This window comes from Streptomyces glaucescens (genome assembly GCF_000761215.1).
Classification (GTDB): domain Bacteria; phylum Actinomycetota; class Actinomycetes; order Streptomycetales; family Streptomycetaceae; genus Streptomyces; species Streptomyces glaucescens_B.
In genome coordinates, this window is sequence record NZ_CP009438.1 from 7,408,859 (window position 1) to 7,427,649 (window position 18,791).

General features: G+C 67.9%; 12 protein-coding genes and 6 pseudogenes. 8 read left to right on the forward strand and 10 right to left on the reverse strand.

Going from position 1 to position 18,791, the window contains the following annotated elements; translation table 11 throughout:
• Positions 1-136 precede the first annotated feature (136 nt).
• Both SGLAU_RS31855 and SGLAU_RS31860 read left to right on the forward strand, forming a co-directional pair.
• Positions 137-364, forward strand: a complete 228-nt coding sequence (locus tag SGLAU_RS31855) for a hypothetical protein (RefSeq protein WP_043506028.1) — start codon at positions 137-139, stop codon at positions 362-364.
• A gap of 60 nt (positions 365-424) precedes the next feature.
• Positions 425-1,594 carry a hypothetical protein gene (locus SGLAU_RS31860; protein WP_043506029.1) on the forward strand — a complete coding sequence of 390 codons (1,170 nt, stop codon included), beginning with the start codon at positions 425-427 and terminating at the stop codon, positions 1,592-1,594.
• A 560-nt stretch (positions 1,595-2,154) separates the two neighbouring features.
• Here SGLAU_RS31860 and SGLAU_RS34670 read toward each other — a convergent pair.
• Positions 2,155-2,292, reverse strand: a pseudogene (locus SGLAU_RS34670) (IS110 family transposase); the annotation flags it as partial.
• Positions 2,293-2,416: 124 nt separating this feature from the next.
• Between SGLAU_RS34670 and SGLAU_RS31865 the strand changes: the two are divergent.
• Positions 2,417-2,920 carry a hypothetical protein gene (locus SGLAU_RS31865; protein WP_043506030.1) on the forward strand — a complete coding sequence of 168 codons (504 nt, stop codon included), beginning with the start codon at positions 2,417-2,419 and terminating at the stop codon, positions 2,918-2,920.
• On the opposite strand, the gene SGLAU_RS36555 is transcribed toward SGLAU_RS31865, so the two are convergent.
• On the reverse strand, positions 2,859-3,194 hold the full coding sequence (locus SGLAU_RS36555; protein WP_244315303.1) for a transposase: 336 nt from the start codon (positions 3,192-3,194) through the stop codon (positions 2,859-2,861). The two genes, SGLAU_RS31865 and SGLAU_RS36555, sit on opposite strands and share 62 nt — an antisense overlap.
• 107 nt (positions 3,195-3,301) lie before the next feature.
• A pseudogene (locus tag SGLAU_RS37030) lies at positions 3,302-3,667 on the reverse strand (transposase); the annotation flags it as partial.
• 678 nt (positions 3,668-4,345) lie between these two features.
• On the opposite strand from SGLAU_RS37030, the gene SGLAU_RS31875 reads away from it, so the two are divergent.
• Positions 4,346-7,690: an RHS repeat-associated core domain-containing protein gene (locus SGLAU_RS31875; protein ID WP_099052886.1), complete on the forward strand. Its 3,345-nt coding sequence runs from the start codon at positions 4,346-4,348 to the stop codon at positions 7,688-7,690.
• A 570-nt stretch (positions 7,691-8,260) separates the two neighbouring features.
• Here SGLAU_RS31875 and SGLAU_RS34675 read toward each other — a convergent pair.
• A pseudogene (locus tag SGLAU_RS34675) lies at positions 8,261-9,082 on the reverse strand (IS5 family transposase).
• 92 nt (positions 9,083-9,174) lie between these two features.
• On the reverse strand, positions 9,175-9,591 hold the full coding sequence (locus SGLAU_RS31895; protein WP_043506033.1) for a DUF3224 domain-containing protein: 417 nt from the start codon (positions 9,589-9,591) through the stop codon (positions 9,175-9,177).
• Between the two features lie 114 nt (positions 9,592-9,705).
• Between SGLAU_RS31895 and SGLAU_RS31900 the strand changes: the two genes are divergently transcribed.
• Entirely contained in the window at positions 9,706-10,686 is a 981-nt protein-coding gene (locus SGLAU_RS31900; protein WP_208868968.1) for a helix-turn-helix transcriptional regulator, read from the forward strand.
• On the opposite strand, the gene SGLAU_RS33075 is transcribed toward SGLAU_RS31900, so the two are convergent.
• Together SGLAU_RS33075 and SGLAU_RS35410 are read right to left on the reverse strand one after the other, a co-directional pair.
• A complete protein-coding gene (locus SGLAU_RS33075) occupies positions 10,683-10,901 on the reverse strand; it encodes a hypothetical protein (protein ID WP_052414016.1) in 219 nt (72 codons plus the stop codon). The two genes, SGLAU_RS31900 and SGLAU_RS33075, sit on opposite strands and share 4 nt — an antisense overlap.
• 23 nt (positions 10,902-10,924) lie before the next feature.
• Complete coding sequence (locus SGLAU_RS35410) at positions 10,925-11,101, reverse strand: hypothetical protein (RefSeq protein ID WP_159072829.1); 177 nt, start codon at positions 11,099-11,101, stop codon at positions 10,925-10,927.
• 726 nt (positions 11,102-11,827) lie between these two features.
• Here SGLAU_RS35410 and SGLAU_RS34165 point away from each other — a divergent pair.
• Both SGLAU_RS34165 and SGLAU_RS34680 read left to right on the forward strand, forming a co-directional pair.
• Positions 11,828-11,962, forward strand: a pseudogene (locus SGLAU_RS34165) (IS5/IS1182 family transposase); the annotation flags it as partial.
• 72 nt (positions 11,963-12,034) lie between these two features.
• Positions 12,035-12,851 (forward strand): annotated as a pseudogene (locus SGLAU_RS34680) (IS5 family transposase).
• Here the strand turns inward: SGLAU_RS34680 and SGLAU_RS31910 are convergent.
• From SGLAU_RS31910 to SGLAU_RS31920, 3 genes are all read right to left on the reverse strand, one after another.
• The gene (locus SGLAU_RS31910; protein WP_043506035.1) at positions 12,841-13,197 is read right to left on the reverse strand and encodes a hypothetical protein; all 357 of its coding nucleotides are present in this window, start codon (positions 13,195-13,197) and stop codon (positions 12,841-12,843) included. The pseudogene SGLAU_RS34680 and the gene SGLAU_RS31910 overlap by 11 nt on opposite strands.
• Before the next feature lie 111 nt (positions 13,198-13,308).
• Positions 13,309-14,064: a hypothetical protein gene (locus SGLAU_RS31915; protein ID WP_043506036.1), complete on the reverse strand. Its 756-nt coding sequence runs from the start codon at positions 14,062-14,064 to the stop codon at positions 13,309-13,311.
• 278 nt (positions 14,065-14,342) lie between these two features.
• Positions 14,343-15,179, reverse strand: coding sequence for a DUF4328 domain-containing protein (locus tag SGLAU_RS31920; RefSeq protein ID WP_244315304.1), 837 nt, complete (start codon positions 15,177-15,179; stop codon positions 14,343-14,345).
• Between the two features lie 2,720 nt (positions 15,180-17,899).
• Between SGLAU_RS31920 and SGLAU_RS36565 the strand changes: the two are divergent.
• A pseudogene (locus tag SGLAU_RS36565) lies at positions 17,900-18,538 on the forward strand (LamG-like jellyroll fold domain-containing protein); the annotation flags it as partial.
• Positions 18,539-18,791: the final 253 nt, after the last annotated feature.

Sequence of the window (18,791 nt, forward strand, 5' to 3'; positions counted from 1 at the left end):
GAGGTGTCGCGTATTCCAGCTCACAGCGCCCCGATCGGTCACTCTGGGGTCATGCGGGCGGTGTCCAGGGTCCGGCCCGGAGTGAGTATGTTCGTCTGATGGCGCGTTCGCAGCGCTTCGGGAGGGGAAAGTGCCGGTGGACGTCGTCGCGATTATGGAAGCACTGGCTGAACAGGGCGTAACGGCGCTGTTCAAGGCCGACGCTGAGCGGATGGCAGAGAGGGGCAAGCCTTGGACCTTCGTTGCCAGTGGAGCGCCGTTGCGTGAGGACGTCCTTGTGCGAACCGATGCCGCGTCTGTGGAGCAATGCCTCGCAGTGTGCTTGCCCCGCCTGCGTGAGCTGGGCTTTTGGTTCCCTGAGTGAGAGAGCAGGTGTGACCGAACCGCCGCCCTGGATGTCAGTGCCGGCTGCTTACATGCGCCCATGGACACCGTGCACACGACCGCCGCCCTCCTCCCGGACCCCGCCGAGCTCCGCGCGTACCTGCGCGCGCTCGCCGTGCTGGACCAGGCGATCTGCCGCGACCCGCGGTTCTCCCGCTACTCCTTCTCCACCACCTGGGGGCCTGGGACGGAGGCGGCCCTGATGGACAACGGCTCGGGTGACGACTTCTCCGTCCTCTTCACCCCGGCCGGTGTGCTCGTCCGCGGCTTCGACCACGAGTCGGAGATGAGCCCGTACGCCACGCACGACGAACAGGTCTGGCCCGGAGTCATTGACGAGGTGCCCGCCGCGCTGCGCCCGCTCCTGGACGACCCGGCCTTCGTCGACGAGGGCCTCGGCGCCCCGCGGGTCACCGCCTGCCTGTGGTGGGAGACCGGCGGCAGCGGCTGGCGCACCGGCTCGGGCATCGAGTTCCCCTCGGGCAGTCCGGACCCGGACGGCTCCAGGCACCTCTTCCGCCTCCTCACCGACCGCTCCCCCGAAGCCGTCCGGGCGCACTTCGAGGAGGACTACGGGCGGCCCGTCCCCCTCCACACCGTCCGCCGCGTCCTCGCGGGCCACCCCCTGACCCCCGAAGCCGCCCGCGGCCTCAACCCGGCCGCCCTCTCCGACGAGGCCCTGCTCCGCCGGATCGCCGCCGACCCCGAGGTCGAGACGTACCTCGCCCGCGACGGCGAGTTCGACCTCACGCGGACCGACCCCATCGAGTCGATCGCCCTGCCGGTCGGTCTCCCGGTGGAGCCCGTGGCCGGCTGCAACGCGGGAGGCACCCACTACCTCTGCGGCCCGGCCGGCTCCGACCGCGTCCGCCCCGTCCTCTACACCGACTCCGAGGGCCAGGCTTCCCTCATCGGGGAGTCCCTCGCCGAGGCCCTGACCCTGGCCATCGTCCTCCACTCCTGGCACGACGCCCTGGCCGGCTTCCGTCCCCCCGCGCTCAACGCGGACTACCTTGAGGACAACCCGGACCACCCCGAGGTCCGCGACCGTCTCCTCGCCGCCCTCCGCCTCCCCCCGGCCACCGAGCCAGAGGTCCTGGCCCGCCTCCTCACCACGGCTGCCCGCACCGTCCCGGACGGCTTCCTCCCTTCGGTCGAGGGCGAGGAGGACGCGGCCTTCGAACCGATGCTCCGTCTGCCGGCCGAGTAGGACTTCTCAATGCCCGTGTCAAGCCGCAGCGGGTGCTGTCCAGACGGGGTTACTCCGCTGGTTCAATGCTCGCCGCGATGCCTCGTCTCCGAAGGCGAACCGCCAAAACCTCCATCTCGACGAGCGTGCCGATGAGACCGGTCCCGGTCAGTTCCGCGGCTTGTGCTCGTGCTTCGCCCAGGGATAGTGCCTGCGCATCGCGGAGGGCCTGCAGCACTGGAACGAGGCTCGGCACGTCTCCAGAGAGGCGAAGCCGCGCGGGCCCGTGCGCTTGCAGCAGAGCCTGTCGGATGTTCTCGGGTGTGACGGGGCCGCTGTCTTGCTCGCACCATCCATTCAGGCAGTCCATGCATCGTCCTTCGGTGCCCCAGCGGAGCATGCCGCGGTCGAAGAACTGACCGACATCGCAAGTCGTGGTGCCTCCGCAGGCACTGCACCGGCCTGTGACCTGTACTCCTTGCGTGATCACAGGGGGCTCCTCAGCGTCATGGATCGATGCAGATCGGATCCTCCATGAGAAGTCGGCTTTCGTCGATCAGGTTTGCGATTGGCGAGCAGCCCTATTGGGCGATTGCCGATGGTGGCGTGAGTTCGTAGTGCCGCTGGTCTCGGAGAAGTGCCCACAACACGTTGACTCGTCGCCGGGCCAGCGCCAGGACTGCTTGGGAGTGCCTCTTGCCCTCGGCTCGTGCGCGGTCTTAGAGGTCGTTCTCTTTCCGAACCTCACGTGTGGTTTCTGCTGGTCAGGCATGAGATTGCGGTTGTTGCGGGAGCCTCGATCCCGTTGCTGGCCGAGATGTCGGGGGGTGGCGGGTGCCGTCGATGCGGGCGGTCTTGGAAGCGCGGCAGAAGGCGGCCGCGGTGCGGGTGGAGGAGCTCGAAGCCGAGCTGGAGCGAGTGCGGGCGGCTCTGGTGGAGGCGGAGGAGGTGCTCAGGCGCCGGGTGATCGGCCTGGAGCAGTATCTGGAGGCGCTGGCCGACGCGGATGCGCCGGTCGAGGCGGTCACGTCGCAGAGGAAGCCGGTAGGCCCGCGCCGGGCGGTGCCTCACCGTCAGGAGGCGGCAGGAACCGAGGTGCTGTCGGTGGACTACCAGGCTTTGATGGCCGCCGCCGTGGAGGCGGGAGCCGATGGGCTGGGTGCCCGGAGGGCGGCGGTGGTGCTGGGATGGGACAGTGCCTCCGCCTCCCGTGTCGAAGGAGCGCGGGCCCGGCTGAAACGGCTGGTGGAACGGGGCTGGCTGGTCGAGGAGAAGGCGGGCAGGTTCACGCTGCCCGCGCCGGAGCAGGACGCTGCCGGAGCTGGGCGGCCAGGCGGCGGCTCATGAGCATGGTCATCGACCACAGGACGACGGCCTCGCTGCTGTCGGTGCGTCGTTCGTAGTCCCGGACCAGGCGCCGGCTGCGCAGGAGCCAGGCGACGGATCTTTCCACGACCCAGCGGCGGGGAAGGACCTGAAAGCCGCTGGCATCGTCGCTGCGGCGGACGATGTCGAGGACGACGCCGAGGTGCTGGGTGGTCCAGTCGGTGAGGTGGCCGCTGTATCCGCCGTCGGCCCAGATGCGCGCCAGCCGCCGGAAGTGATTCTTCGCCGCGGGCACAAGGGTGCGGGCGGCGTCACGGTCGGTTGTGGAGGCCGGCGTGACAGCACGGCCAGAAGCAGTCCGAGGGTGTCGGTGAGCAGGTGCCGTTTGCGGCCGTTGATCTTCTTCCCGGCGTCGTATCCCCGTGAAGTGAGGGGGACCGTGGCGTCCGCCTTCACCGACTGCGAGTCCACGACCGCCGCACTCGGCTCCGGGCTATGGCCTTCAGCCCGGCGGACTGCCTCGCGCAGACGTTCGTGCAGCTCGGACACCAGCCCCGCATCCCGCCAGCGGACGAAGAAGGCATACACCCGCGGCCAGGGCGGGAAATCAGACGGCATCGCCCGCCACTTGATGCCGTTGTCGACGAGATAGCGCACCGCGTCGATCATCTGCCGGTGGCAGTAGCCCTCCGGCCGCCCGCCCCGGCCCGCCAGCCATCCGGGAACCGGCAGCAGATCCCGCACTGACGCCCACTCGGCATCGCTCATGTCCGAGCCGTACCGGGGCCGGCGATCCGGCCTGTCGGCCGCGTTCCCGAACCGATGGGCGAGACAGTCACACCCAGGGGTGGACGGACTGGACCCGGCAACCGCGATCACGCGACACTTCGACAACAGGGCCTCTTGCTTCTCGCTGGACTCGACAACCGCGAGCTACCAAGAGGCCCTTCCTCTATGCCCCGCCAGCAGCCAAGTCACCCGATCCAGCAACCCGTTCGAAGCCGATCGACCACGCGAGCGGATAGAGAACGGCCAGTGAGACAACCTGCTGCCGGACACCTCACCATCGGAACTCCAGGTGGGGAGAGTAAAGCGTTATCTGCCCGGTACTCACCGCGCTCTGAGCCTGGCGTGAAATAGGTCTGAGAGGCGCGTGGCGGCGCCCGTTCGGCTCGGAAGCTGCCTGTTCCGGCCGTTGTGGAACGCCAATGGATAACAGCACGGGCGATTTCGCGCTGAAATAGGGCTCTCATGTCCTGATAACCAGCTCCTTGTCGCCCCGAAGCGGTTGGACCAATTCCGGACCGTATGGATCAAGTGTTCGGGGGCAGGGCCCGTCAACTTGTGTGTCCGGTGTGACAGCTTGTGCAGCGGCGGTAACCGGGACGGTTACCGCTTCTGACTGTCTGTCTCATTTGTCGTCTGACTTCCTGTGGGGGGAAGCTGATGCACTCGCGTGCTGGGCGCACGCCGTTTCGGCGTGCCCGGAGAACACACAGAACAGCCCTCGTCGCCGCGATCACCACGGCCGCCCTGGTAGCCGCCGCGGCGCCCGGCCTGGCGGCCACGCCGAGGCCGGAACTGCCGGAGCCGGAGAGTCCGTGGACCAAGCCCACCAAGGTCGAGGCACCGGCCACGCCGGCCGGGGTGACCCGGCCCGCGGTGTCGCAGGCGGAAGCCGAGTTGTCGTCCGAGGTGCAGGCGTGGAGAGCGGCGCAGAAAACCCGCACGGTCGGCACCGGCGAAGCCGCCCGCACGGCCGCCGTCGCCGAGGCCATCGAGACGACCTACATCCCGGAGGGTCAGGGCGATGTGCCCTGGCACCGCATCCTCGACACCCGCCTCAACGACGCCCTCGTGGCCCGGGTGAACCTCTCCAACGGCAACCTGATGCTGGCCGCCACCGACTTCGACATCGCCGGCGTCGGCCAGAAACTCCAGCTGGCCCGCACCTACAACTCCCTCGAAGCCCCGTGGGGGAAGGTCTCCCAGCGCTGGTGGCAGGGCTACGAGCGCTACCTGCGGATCGGTGACACCGAGGTGGTCGTCTTCGACACCACCGGCGACGCTCTGCGCTTCCAGCAAACCACCACTGGTCGCTACACCACCCCGGCCGGCTACTCCAAGGACCTGAAGAAGAACACGGACGGCACCTACACCCTGACCGACCGCAAGTCCGGCAGCCGCGACACCTACGACCAGCACGGCACCCTGCTGAGGGTCGCGGACAAGAACCACGGCACGATCACCGTCGACCAGCACGACGAGACCGGCGAGCACAAAGGCTTCAAGCTGACCGAGACCCGCTCCGGCCGCTGGATCGACCTGGTCAAGACCTACGGCGACCAGTGGCAGGCCAAGGACCACACCGGCCGCACCGCCGTCTTCGACCTCGACGAGCATGGCCACCTCGGCACGGTGACCGACACCGCCGGCAAGGCCACCTTGTACACCTACGACGGGGACGGCAGGTTGATCAAGGTGACCACCCCAGGAGGCACGGTCACCGTCTTCACGTACGACGGCCACAACCGCGTCACCTCCATGCAGCGCGCCACCGAGTCGACCAGCAGCGGCCACACCGGCCCCACCTGGCGCTTCGACTACAGTGCAGCCACCCCCGCCGACGCCGGAACGACGACGGTCACCGACCCGGACGGCGACGCCACGGTCTACTGGCACAACGCCGACGGAGAGGTCACGAAGGTCAAGGACCCGCTGGACCACTACCGGCACGCCAGCTACACCAACCACCTGACCCAGACCACAACCGACGCCATGGGCACAGGAACGGACGGTACCGGCGGCAACGTCACCACCTACGGCTGGGACTCCCGCAACAACGCCACCTCCGTCAAGCTCCCGCTGGGGGCTACGGCCTCCGTGACGGCGTACCAGACGATCGCCGGCACGGACCTGCCGAACGACTTCAACAGTGCCGACGGGCGTAAGGACTCCTTCTCCTACGACACCAACGGCAACACCCTGTCGGTCACCACGTCCGGCACCGCGGGCGGGCAGCGCACCCACACCTACAACAAGGCCACGCCCACCTGCGGCGGCTTCGAGGGCCAACGCTGCACGGCCACGGTGAAGATCACCGACACCCGATCCTCGAAGACGTCCTTCACCTACGACAGCAAGGGCAACCTGGCCAAGGTCACCCCGCCGGCGCCGCAGGGCGAGACGACGTACACCTACGACGCGCTCGGCCGCGTCGAGACCTCCGTCGACGGTCGCGGCATCAAAACCGTCTACGCCTACGACACCCGCGACCGGGTGAAGAAGGTGTCCTCGACGAACATGACGGTCAGCTACGACTACGACAGCGACGGCAACCTCAAGATCCGCACCGACGCCTCCGGCACCACCCGCTGGGACTACGACAAGCTCAACCGCGAAATCGTACGCACCCTGCAGAACGGCGCCCAGACCGCCCTCGCCTACACCCCGGGCGGCGAAGTCGACCACTACACCGACCCCACCGGCACCACCGACTACACCTGGGACAAGGCCGGCCGCCTGGACTACCTGATCGCCCCGGACGGCAAGAAAACCGACTACGACTACAACAACAACGACAAGCGCACCAAGACCGTCTATCCCGGCGGCACCACCCAGTCGTTCACCATCGACAAGAACGGCCGCCCCTCCGCGGTCAAGACCACCTCGGACACCACCACGCTGATCGACCTCGGCTACAGCTACACCAACAGTGCGAGTAAGGACACCACCAAGATCCGCACCCGCACCGACAACCTCACCAAACTCAAGACCACCTACACCTACGACACCCAGGACCGCCTGTCCTACGCCCTCGAAACGGATACGACGGGCGCACGCAAGGCGTCGTGGCTGTACTGCTACGACCAGGCCGGCAACCTCACCAGCCAGGACGGCACCGCCTCCACCTGCCCTGGCAGCGCGCTCTTCACCTACAACGACGCCCTCCAGCTGACCGGTCAGACCGGCTCCACCACACCGTGGTGCTACGACAAGGTCGGCAATGAGACGGCCGGCGGACGAGTGGCCGCCACGGCGCGCACGAACGAGACGTGGACGGACTACAGCCAGCTGGCCGGCATCACGGTAGGCGGCACGAGCTACGACCTGGTCCACGCCGGCACCGACAACTCCGAGCGCACCAAGCTCGGTTCGACCTGGTTCCACCACACCGTGCTCGGCCTGGCGTCCACGACGACGAACGGCGTCGACACAGGATTCATCCGCGAACCGGCGGGCACCTTGAACTCCATGACGGCCGGGGGCAAGTCCTACTATTACCTCACCGACGCCACGGGCAACGTCCTGGGCCTGGTCGACGATGCGGGCAAGCGCACCCACACCTACGCCTACGGCCCCACCGGCCTGCCCCGCGGAACCACCACCGAAGCAGCCCCCCAGCCGTTCCGCTACACCGGCGCCTATCTCGACCCCAGCGGCCTGTACAAGATGGGCCACCGCTACTACGACCCGCAACTCGGCCGCTTCAACCAGCCCGACCCATCCGGGCAGGAAATCAACCCCTACCTCTACGCCGCCGGCGATCCCGTCAACAGCTCCGATCCCACCGGTCTGCTGAGCTTCTCTGACGTCCTGGATGTGGGAGAGCAGGTCTTGAGCGGTGTCACCGGTTGCCTCGCCGGCATTGGTGCGGCAGCCGAAACTGGCATCATCCAGGCAGCGACCGGTTTCTTCGGAGCTGCGGGCACCGTAGCGGCGGGTGCTCTCGCCTGCGGCGTCGGAGCAGGAGCAGGCCTGATGAACGCAGAAATCATCTCCTACGGATGACCCGGGGGCGCTGCCCCGGCATAAGAGAAGCCAAGAAACCCCTCGGTGACGACTCTTCCTGTCGTCACCGAGGGATGTCACGAGGTGAATGATGGCCAGCAATCCCGCGACGAAACTCACGCTGTTCGTAGTACTGGGCACCGCTTTCGGGGTGCTTTGCATTATTTTGGGCCTCAGCAACGGGAACTACGCCCTGCTGGCGGCCGGAGTGCTCGCCACTGCGGGCGGACTGACCCTGACTATGCTGGCGGCCGCTCGCCGGAGGTCTTCAAGGTGACCAAGGGCGACACGTCCATCCAACGTCACCGTCGGCTGAGTCCCCGACAGATGGCCACCCCTGCCAGCGGACGATTGCGAAATCCGCTGAGTGCCCAGGGCGCAAGAGAGCCGTCAGGGTGCTTCAGCCGTGCCCGCGGTCAGGCTGCAGGCCGGGCCGGGAACAGCCCGGTGCGCAGGTCGGGGACGAAGGCTTCCTGCACGACGCGGCGGAAGCGCCGACGCTGGGCGGGGGAAGTGTCGGAGGTCGCTGAGGGCGCGGTGTCCTCCGGTCAGTAAGACTAAGACCGCGTCCTACGTGGTGAGGCGAACGAGCCGCTTGTAGCAGCAGAGGGCGGCGGCAAGGCTGAGAAAGCCCAGGTAGTTGCGGTGGTCGCGTTCGTAACGGGGGCTGAGGCGGCGGTAGCCGGACAGCCAGGGCCAGGACATCGTCCGTTCGACGACCCAGCGGCGGCGCCCTAATCGTTCGCTGGAATGGATTCCCTTGCCGGCGATCCGCACGCCGATCCGCTTTCCTCGCAGCCATGCGCGCAGGTCGCCCGGTCGTAGGCTTTGTCGGCGTGCAGGCGCTGGGGCTTGAAGTGGCGGCCGCGGTGGGGGTCGTGTCTCGTTTGGTGACCCTCCACCATCGGCTTCAGTCCTTCGCTGTCGTGGACGTTGCCGGCGGAGACGCCGACAAGGACGGGCAGGCCGTTCGCGTCCGACAGGACGTGCATCTTGGAACCCGGCTTGCCCCGGTCCACGGGGCTCGGACCAGTGTGCTCACCCCCCTTTTCGCCCTGGCGTGGGCGGTGTCGAGGACGACGCGAGAGACATCGAGGAGGCCGGCATCGTCCAGGCGCTGCAGCACGGCTTCGTGCAACCGGCCCCAGACGTCGGCTCTCGACCAGATCAGGAACCGGCGGTGGACGGTCGATTTCGACACCCGAAACAGGGCGGCAGCGACCGCCAGGCACACCCGCTGACCAGCACATAGACGATGGCCGCGAACACCGTCTCATCAGGTGCGTTCTGCGTCCCGCCGCCCTGCGGCCGCGTCCGCTGCTCCGGAATCAGCGGCTTGGCGATCTCCCACAAGCCGTCCGGCACGATCCAGCTCCACGTTCCCCGCCCCATACCGGGACAACGTTCGCCTCACCACGTAGGACACGGTCTTAGGGGGACGCCCCCGGTCGGCGTGACGCACCTGCGCCACCCGGGCCGGGGGCTCAAACGATCGCGTACGTGAAGGTGTACGCGACGGAGGTGTCCCCGTGGCGGTGGGTGAACTCGCCGGAGCCCGTCAGGCCGGCCAACTCCCCGGTTCCGGAGCCCGGGACCACCTCGAAACGGCCGGTGGTGCCGGTGGCGTCGAAGCCGCCGCGCTCCTCCAGGACGAAGGTGCCCTTGCGGCCGTCGACGCCGCCCGAGAGCAGTTCCATGCCCGAGTAGGTGCCGGCGTTCTCTGCGGTGTAGGCGATCGTGTACGAGCAGGAGGTCGCGGCCGCCTCGATTCCGCCGGAGAAGGCGTTGGTGACCGTGGCGTGGGCGAGGCGCGGGGTGGAAGCCGGGGAACCGACGGGCTGCTCCTGCCAGTCGGTGAAGGTGAAACGGCCTGCCGTCTCAACGGTGGTCGGCGTGGGCATGCGTATCCTCTCGGCTGGCCGGTCGGTCTCCTCCGCCCGGCATGCCCCCAGCCTGGCAGCCGTACCTGACACCTCCTGTCAGGTACGGCATCCCGTACCGCGACAATGGCCGCCATGCGCGCCGACCGGCTTCTCTCCCTGCTCTTGCTGCTCCAGAACCGCGGCCGGATGACCGCGCCGGAACTCGCAGACGCGCTGGAGGTGTCCGTCCGCACCATCTACCGGGACGTCGAAGCCCTCGGCGCCTGCGGAGTCCCCGTCCTCGCCGACCGCGGCCCGGACGGCGGATACCGGCTGGCGGACGGCTACCGCACCCGCCTCACGGGCCTCACCGACACGCAGGCCGGCTCCCTCTTCCTCGCCGGCGCCCCCGGCCCGGCCCGGGAGCTCGGCCTCGGCGCCGACCTGGCCGCCGCCCAGCTGAAGCTCCAGGCCGCGCTGCCCGCCGCGCTCGCCGGCCGGGCCCGGCAGATCCAAGATCGCTTCCACCTCGACGCCCCCGCATGGTTCCGGGACGCCGACCCCGTGCCGCACCTCGCTCAGATCGGCCAGGCCGTCTGGGACCAGCGGATCCTGCGCACCCACTACCGCCGGTGGCGCGGCGAAGTGCACCGCGAACTGCATCCGCTCGGCCTCGTCCTCAAGGGCGGCATCTGGTACCTCGTGGCCCGGTCCGAAGGGACGGTGCGCACCTACCGCGTCTCACGGTTCCTGGCCGTGGACACCACCGAGGACGGCTTCGAGCGGCCCGCCGGCTTCGAACTCGCCGCCTACTGGCGCGAGTCCACCGACCGCCTCGACGCCGCCCTCCACCAGCAGACCGCCGACCTGCGGCTCTCGCCCCGCGGGCGACGTCTGCTCCCGATGAGGTTCGGCGCCGTGGGGGCGCGGGCCCTCGCGGACGCTGGCCCGGCCGACGCGGACGGATGGGTACGGATCACCCTCCCGGTCGAATCCGCGGCCGTCGCGGTCGGCGACCTCCTGCGCATGGGCACGGACGCCGAGGTGCTCGGACCGCCCGAACTGCGCGCCGCCCTCGCGGAGACGGTCACGGCCCTGGCTCAGCGGTACGGGGTACACGCCGTACGTGCCTAGGTGTAGTCGCCGGTTAGGGCAAGTTCGCGCAGGCGGTCGATGACAACGCGGACCTTGTCCTCGTGGCTGAGCACGGCGTGATGGAAGGCGAGCGCCAGCTTCAGGGCGGCTTCGGCCGCGGTGGTGCCTGCGTCGTGACTCTCGGCGCGCAGGTCGCGGGCGGCGTCGAGGCCGCGCAGAGTGCCGGTGCCGCGGAGGAGCACGGCGATCCGCACGGTGAGGCTGGTGGCCCGCAGGTTCAGGCCGGTGAGGAGTTGCTCGGCGAGGTGGAGCTCGTCGTCCGCGGTGTCAGGGTCGGTGAAGGCCCGAACCAGGGCACGCTGGGCTTGGCTGGGGGCGTGGCGCGTTCCCCGGCGACGGCGTGCCGCTCGCCCTGGTCGCGGGTGGCGGCGTAGGCGGCGGCCGCGCGGTCCATGTCGCCGTGGGGCTTGAGGGTGTCGCCTTCGACGCGGTGTTGGCGACCGGTCCAGCCGAGGGCACGGGCGGTGTCGTACGCGGTGGGGAAGTTTCTTGCGAGACGGGCCAGGGGGGCAAGTCCGAGGCGGGCGGCGGGGCGAGGCGGCCGCCGCCAGCAACGAGCTGCATCCCCCGGCAGGAAGCCGCGGAGTCGCCGAGGTCGCGGTGGGCCTTCGCGAGGTCGTACACGCCCATCTCGTGCAGGTCGGCGGGCAGCAGTCCGCTGTCGGTGACTGCTGTGAGGCGGCAAGCGGTGACGGAACGGTGCTTGCGCTGGCGGGGGACGAGGGCGGCGAGAAGGTCGACGAGGGCGTCAGCCGACGTCTCCAGGCCGTTGACGCGGCCGGGGCGGGCAGGTGGTGGGGCGATGTACCCCCATGCGGAATCGCTGACGTAGGCCTAAGCGGCGTCGCTGAGCCAGCCCAACTCGAGGCCGAAGTCCCGGACTAAGCTGAGGCGCTGGCGCAGGCAGCCGCAGAGCAGCATCCGGCCCTGGCCGGTGGCTCCGGCTCCGGTCCACTGCGTGCCGAGGGCCGCCGGGGCACGCTCGGCGGCCTGCTGCCAGTCAAGCGCCCGCCGCTGCCGAGTCACCTACGTGACTCAGCTTCTAGGGCGCCGAGCCAGCTTTTCCTCCACTGGGCCACTCGAATAGCACGACGTGCCAACGGCTGTTCTCGTGCAGTTCGAGCGGACCTTCAACTGGCTGTACAAATTCAAACGCCTGCGAACCCGCTACGAGATACGAGCCGACCTCCACCTCGGACTGTTCCAACTCGCCTGCAGCATCATCTGCTTGCGACGACTCCGAACCTCATTCTGAAATGATCAGTAAAAGGCGCCGGTCCGGCAGTAAGATGTCGTTTCTTATGGCGTGATCGTTTGTTGAGCCGGCATGGCGGATCTCGTGGAGCGACTGGTGCCGGACGAGTTGTGGGTGCTGTTCCGGCGGGTGGTGCCACCGACTGAGGTGATACGTCCGCAGGCGGTGGCCGACGCCGGGCCGGTGACCGCGAAGCCCTGGCGGCGATCATCTTCGTGGCGACGTCGGGCTGCACCTGGCGGCAGCTGCCGCCGGTGTCCGGCCCGGCCTGGCAAACGGTCTACCGACGCTTCGCCCAGTGGAGCCGGGACCGGGTCTTGCCCGGCTCTACCAGGTGCCCTTGACGAACTCGGAGCACGGGGCGAACTGGACTGGTCGCGGTGCGCGATCGACTCGGTCAATCTGCGGGCTGCAAAAGGGGGCCGCTGACGGACCTGAATCCGACCGATCGCGGCAAACTGGGATCGAAGATCCATCTGCTCTGCGACCGGAACGGACTGCCGCTGTCTCTGGGCATCTCCGGCGCGAACATGCATGACAGTCTGGGCCTGCAACCGCTTGTGCGCGGCATCCCACCCATCCGGTCCCGCCGCGAACCCCGGCGTCGACGACCGGCGAAACTGCACGCCGACAAGGGCTACGACTACGACCACCTGCGCCGATGGCTGCGCGAGCGCGGCATCCGCCCCCGCATGCTCGCAAGGGTGTCGAGTCCTCGCAGCGGCTGGGCCGGCATCGGTGGGTGGTCGAGAGAACCGTGTCCTGGCTGGCAGGCTGCCGCCGACTGCACCGCCGCTACGAACGCAAAGCCGACCACTTCCCCGCCTTCGTCGGCATAGCCGCGACCCTCATCGGCTACCGCCGCTTAGCCAGCCTTCTCACGGCCTGAGCCGGTCCTGCTGCACGTCGAAGCAGACCAGCCCCATGGAGTCCGCGACGGCCGCCGCGTAGGCCGACGCCTCCTCGGCCATGCTCCACCGCATGGCGAAGTAAATCAGCGGACCACTGGCCTCATCGATCAACGGACCGGTCGACCAGGGGGAGGTGTCCTCCTCGTCCTCGGTGAGGTCGCACCACCGCTCAAGCAACGCGGCCACGTAAGCCGCGATGCGCTCGGACGGAGGCTCTTCCACCTCGCCGTCGATGTAGCGGTCGTACAGGTCGCTGAAGACCCGGCCGGCGGACTTGTCATCCGCCGGCCTCTCGCCTTCCCAGACAGCAAGGTCGTAGCTCATCCCGGGAGGCTCTCATGCCGCTCTGACAGCCATAAGAAACGACGTCTAAGAAGGCAAGAACCAGGCCGACGGGGACGGCGAAGCAGTGCGCCGTTGGCCGATGGTGGGTGGCTACCGTACGTCGACGTAGTCGCCTGGTGCGTTGACTGCCGCGGTGGTGGTGTTGCCAGCGTAGCTGTAGCGCCAGTATCCGTCCCGGCTTGCTGTGACGGTGGTCTTCAGGTATCTGGTGGAGCTGGCAGTTACTGCTCTGACGGTGCTGTAGGTGCCGCTCGGTGTGCGGAACTGGAGGCTTACGGGCTGGTTGGCGTGGCGGTAGTACTTGGAGTCGTGCCAGTTGACCCGGCTCAATGCGCCCGCGATGGTGATCGGTTTGCCCTTGGTTACAGGCTCAGGGGCTGCGTAGGCCGTAATCTTCGAGGCTCGTTGAATGTTGAGGGTAGCCGCAGCCTTGCGGTGATAGTCGCCGTCAAGGGCGGTCGCGTTGACCTTGAGACGCCAGTTGCCGGCGTCGGCGTTCGTGAGCCAGCCTTCGCCCATGACGAACCCGAAGGTGCATGTCGTTGTGCCAGCGTCGACGGCTGTGCACGTGTAGTTGTGTGCGGCTGCCAGGATGCCCGTGGGTGCGGTGCTGGGGCCGCGGTACAGCCAGGCGTCGATGTAGTCGATCCCCTTGGGATCGCTCGCAGTAACGGTTGCTGAGAAGGACGTCTGCGTGGCAGAACCGACGACTAGGGCCTTGCCGCTGTTGACGGACGCCGACAGAATCTGAGTGTCGCCGAGCCGGGACTCTGCGGTGGCGGTTGACACGCTCAAACACGTGATCGTGAGTGCGGCGACCAGAACCGCAGCGGCACGTTTGCCCATGATTCCCCTAGTGGACCCTCGATTGCCTCTCCAAGCCGGCAGAGGCCGAAACAGGCGCGATCCCAGTCAAGATCCGTACCGGTGTCGCGCTGGCCGCCGAGCTGGGGCAGTTCGGCGTCGGCGGCTGGCGATGCACCAACCCGCTCCCCGCAGATCCGGCTCGAGTCAGCGAAGGTGCAGGTTCTGTGGCTGTGTGTCGTACCTTGTGAATCTGGCCAGGTACGGTGCTCAGCCGCGTGCGTCGGAAGCGAGCGCAGGGGTCCTGCCCGTGCTGGTGGTCAGGCGGGGATGCGGCCGGCCGGTGCCGCATCGGAGGCTTGGTGTCCGTACGGGCCTTCGACTGCCTTGCGCCGTTGCAGGGCGGTCAGCCGGACGGCGAAGTGCGCGGCGGCAGCGGCGGCGGCGATGCTTGTGAGGTCCGCGATGAGATACCACCGCACCGCGCTTTCGAGTCCCTGCAGTGTTTCGGCGTTCTTGTACGAGGTCCCGGCGTACCGGTTGAGCAGGGTGCCGAGGACGAACAGGGCCCACCACGTGTTGACCGGCCACGTTCGTGTTTGGCGTTGTCCGCCGTCGTGGGGCAGGAAGGTGGCTGCCATCCACATCTCCATGGCGATGCGATAGGGCATCCAAAGGTTCGCCAGGGGAATGAACCAGGTTCCTACAGCCCATCCGGGTCCTCGTCTGAACTGGTCGGGTGCCATGAGTCCGGTGGTACGGCGCATCCGGAAGAACCAGCAGAGGAAGACGATCGCGCACGCCAGATAGGCGGTGCCCTGGAACATGCCGGCCTTTTCGTACAGCTCGGCGGCGTCCTCCAGCTCCTGCTGGTCGGCCGTGAAGAAGCCGGAGCCTTCTTGGGCCGCATTCCGCAGGCGGATGCCGACGACGACGCTGAAGAGATCGGTGAGGGCAGCGAGGCCGAGGCCTGCGACGACCGCGGCCAGCAGGCCGCGAGACGCGAGTGGTGAGCTTGCGGGCAGTGCTGGACGAGTGTCAAGGAATGGTCCGGGTGCGGACATGGCGAAGAGGCCCCCCACGGGCGACAGATGGAACCGCCCGCGGAGATTCACGGGGCCGGAGCACGATACGCCGGAGGAGAAGGCGCCGTCCATGGCAGTCCACCGGGTTCATCGGTCCCATGGTCGCTGTGCGGAGACCGCATCGACCGGATTGAGGTTGCCGCTGAGTCCAGCGGAAGTCGACGACAACGTGGTGCCTCACTTGCCGTGAGGGCGCCGCCACCTGCCATGTCTTTCGTGTTCGGGTCATCAGGGCGTTTGCGGCACTCATTCAGGTTGGTCATACGTTCTCCCGCACCAGGCCTGCAAGCACTTCCATAAGAGTCAAAAAGGGTCTAGACCTGGAGGAGGAGTGAGGTGTCACGAAAGATCTGTTGGTCGGCTCACCGGCTCCGTGAGCGCTAATCGGCCAAGGTCAGGGCACATTCGGACACGTGTGCTGTGATCTGCGCTACACCCCATTGACTCTATTGCGTAATCCCCCGTTGACTCTGCGCATTCTTGTGAACGTGTTGTGATCGAAGGTGTGTTGGGTGAAACTGGGGTGGGGTTCCGCATCCGAATCTTGGGTGCGAAGAAGACGCGGTGCGCTGCTGGGGGGTCTGGTCGTCTCGCTCGCTGTGGCGGGGCTGCCCGTACTGCCGGCGGCAGCCCAGGGGCCGTCTGCGACGGCGGCTGACGCCCCGTCCGGTGTGGTGGATGAGGCCACCGCCTTGGCACAGGCGAAGGCCTCGGGGCAGCAGGTGGAGGTGACGGCGGCCCGCGGTGAGTACACCACCACGCACGCCAATCCCGACGGCACGCTCACGCTGCAGCAGTCGACCACGCCCCAGCGCGTCAAGCAGGGGGACCAAAACTGGGGAGCGGTCGACCCCACGCTCGAGCGGCGCTCCGACGGGCGTATCGCCCCCAGGGGGGCCGTGGTCGATCTGTCGTTCTCCGGCGGCGGGCCGGGCGCGGACATGCTGCGCCTGGGCAAGGACGGCCGGTCCATCACCCTCGGCTGGACCGATTCCCTGCCCGAGCCGCTGCTGGACGGTGCCACAGCCACCTACCCGAACGTGTTCGACGGTGTGGACCTGCAGCTGACGGCTACGCCCGAGGGCTACCGCGAGATCCTGGTCGTCAAGACACCAGAGGCCGCCCAGAACCCGGCCCTGGAACACGTCGAACTCACCGCGCACGGCGACGGACTGACGGTGGCCCCCGGCGCCGGCGGCGGCCTGCGCGCCCTGGACGACGACGGCAACGCCATCTTCCGCGGACCCGCAGGCCAGATGTGGGACTCCGCCGGCGACAGCGAATCCGGTCCCCAGCCGCAGCTGATGACCACCGCCACCAGCGCCGAACCCGCCGCAGGCGAGCTAGAAGACCCGACCCAGCCCGGCGACGGAGACGCCAGCACGGTACTGCCGGTCACGGTCCAGGACGACTCCATCGCCATCCGGCCCGACCTGGACCTGCTGCGCGGTGCGAACACGGTCTACCCCGTCTACATCGACCCGCCGATCGGCCTGGGCGTACAGGAACGCACCAAGATCTCCTCCGACGGTGACAAGTTCTGGATGTTCGACGGTGACAAGGGCGTCGGCAAATGCGGAACCGCCGACGGCTACTACTGCGGCGGCGGCTACATCGACCGCATGTACTTTGAATTCGCCCCCACCGCGCTGTCCGGCAAGCACGTACTGGACGCCACCTTCCGGGCTCGCGAGACCTGGTCGTTCAACTGCGACGCCCACACCATCGACCTCAAGCGCACCAACAACATCTCCGAAGCCACCAGCTGGCCGGGCCCAACCCAACTGGACCACCTGGGCGACCGGTCGGTGTCCGCCGGCCGCGGCACACTCTGCTCGCCCGACCAGCCGGACGCCTGGATCGAGTTCAACGACAACCCCAGCGAGGGCGACGAGAACCTCACCAGCAGCGTCCGCTCCTTCGCCAACGGCTCCTTCAGCCGGCTGACACTGATGCTGCGCGCCCACGACGAGAGCGAGCCGCGCGCCTGGAAGCGGTTCGACGACAGCGCCGAACTGCAGGTCATCTACGCCCACAAGCCCGGCGTGCCCACCAACGTCGGGGTGATCGCGAACACCGACAGCTACGCGTCCTGCAAGGCGTCCGCCGATCCGCTCATCGTCACGGTGGACACGCCAACCGTTCAGGCGCGCGTCCAGACACAGGCCCCCGCGACCTCCAGCGCCCTGCTGCAGGCCGATTTCGCCCTGGAGCGGCGCGGCACGGACAATGTGTGGCGCCAGATCTGGACGGGCTACGCACCCGACGCCGGCTGGGATCCGGACAACACCCTGGAGCGAATGGCGACCACCAAACTCGCCGACGGCTACACGTACCGGGTCAAGGCGCGCACCCAGTCGCACTGGACGCACAACACTGTGCCCGGGGACCTGTGGTCGTCCTACAGCTCCTGGTGTTACTTCAAGGTGGACTCAACCGCGCCGAAGCCACCGCGGATCACGCCCGTCTCGCCCTACACTCTGTGCTCGACGATCTGTGAGGGCAAGGGAGGCCCGGGCGTTCCCGGCTCCTTCGTCTTCGAGCCCAGCACCGCCGACATCAAGGACGGCAAAACCGACGTCACGGCATATCAGTGGCATCTCTTGTACACCAAGCCCAAGACGGTGCTCACCGAAGGCAGTCTGAAGACGAGCGTGCCCAATGTCGTCCCGCCGCTGGCGGGCACCGAGGTGCTGGCGGTGAGAGCCAAGGACGTCTACAGCCGCTGGGGCGCCTACCAGTACTTCAAGTTCAAGGTCGCGCCCGCACAGGGCGCCGTCGGCAGATGGCACATGGACGACACTACGACGAACCCCACCGCGAACAGCGCCGCAGACACCGCGGAGAACGGCGCATCCCATGCCGCAACCCTGGCTGGCACCAGGACCGGATGGTCGGACCGGGCACGCCGCGGTGAGGGTGACCGGTCCCTACGCTTGAATGACTTCACGACGGATCCGGCACAGCAGACCGGTTATGCGGCAACTTCCGAAGCCGAGGTCGACACCAAGAACTCGTTCACCGTCTCCGCCTGGGTCCAGCTGACCGACGCCTCCTCCAACCGGGTGGTCCTCTCTGCTCCCGGAAGCAACGGCAGCTCCTTCTCCCTGTACTACTCGAGTGCTCTGAAGAAGTGGGTGTTCAACCGGACAGACAAGGATGTGGCCAGCCCCGCCTACATCCGGTCCGTCTCAGACGCTGACAGTGCTCCGCTGAATGTCTGGACGCACCTGGCAGGCGTGTTCAAGACGGAAGGCAACGACAACCTCCCGGACACGGATCCCAGCGACGACACCATCCAGCTGTTCATCAACGGACGCCCGCAGGGCCAGCCGGTGATGCTGTCCCAGGCAGCCAGCTCCTACACCCCGTGGACCGCGAACGGCGGACTGCAGCTCGGCCGATTCAAGGCAGCCGGCACCTACAGCTCCTACTACATGGGCCTGCTGGACGAGGTGGCTGTGTGGCAGCGGGCACTGTCCCCAGCGGAGCTCTTGGAGGAGGCCCAGGTGCTGCAGAGCGGAGTGCCGGCCAACGAGCTGGTCGCGCACTGGGACGCTGCCTCGGCCAAGGGAAGCCAGGTCGTCGAGCGCTCGCCCTACCCCGTTCGGAGTATGACGGTATTCGGAACGACGATCAACGAGGACGACAACGCCCTGTTGCTCGGCGGCACGGCGTACGCCT

Bases quoted from the DNA above. Each gene is read 5' to 3' on its own strand.
- SGLAU_RS31860 (WP_043506029.1), top strand. From the start codon at position 425: ATGGACACCGTGCACACGACCGCCGCCCTCCTCCCGGACCCCGCCGAG.
- SGLAU_RS31865 (WP_043506030.1), top strand. From the start codon at position 2,417: ATGCGGGCGGTCTTGGAAGCGCGGCAGAAGGCGGCCGCGGTGCGGGTG.
- SGLAU_RS31875 (WP_099052886.1), top strand. From the start codon at position 4,346: ATGCACTCGCGTGCTGGGCGCACGCCGTTTCGGCGTGCCCGGAGAACA.
- SGLAU_RS31895 (WP_043506033.1), bottom strand. From the start codon at position 9,591: ATGCCCACGCCGACCACCGTTGAGACGGCAGGCCGTTTCACCTTCACC.
- SGLAU_RS31900 (WP_208868968.1), top strand. From the start codon at position 9,706: ATGCGCGCCGACCGGCTTCTCTCCCTGCTCTTGCTGCTCCAGAACCGC.
- SGLAU_RS35410 (WP_159072829.1), bottom strand. From the start codon at position 11,101: ATGGACCGCGCGGCCGCCGCCTACGCCGCCACCCGCGACCAGGGCGAG.
- SGLAU_RS31910 (WP_043506035.1), bottom strand. From the start codon at position 13,197: ATGAGCTACGACCTTGCTGTCTGGGAAGGCGAGAGGCCGGCGGATGAC.
- SGLAU_RS31915 (WP_043506036.1), bottom strand. From the start codon at position 14,064: ATGGGCAAACGTGCCGCTGCGGTTCTGGTCGCCGCACTCACGATCACG.
- SGLAU_RS31920 (WP_244315304.1), bottom strand. From the start codon at position 15,179: ATGGACGGCGCCTTCTCCTCCGGCGTATCGTGCTCCGGCCCCGTGAAT.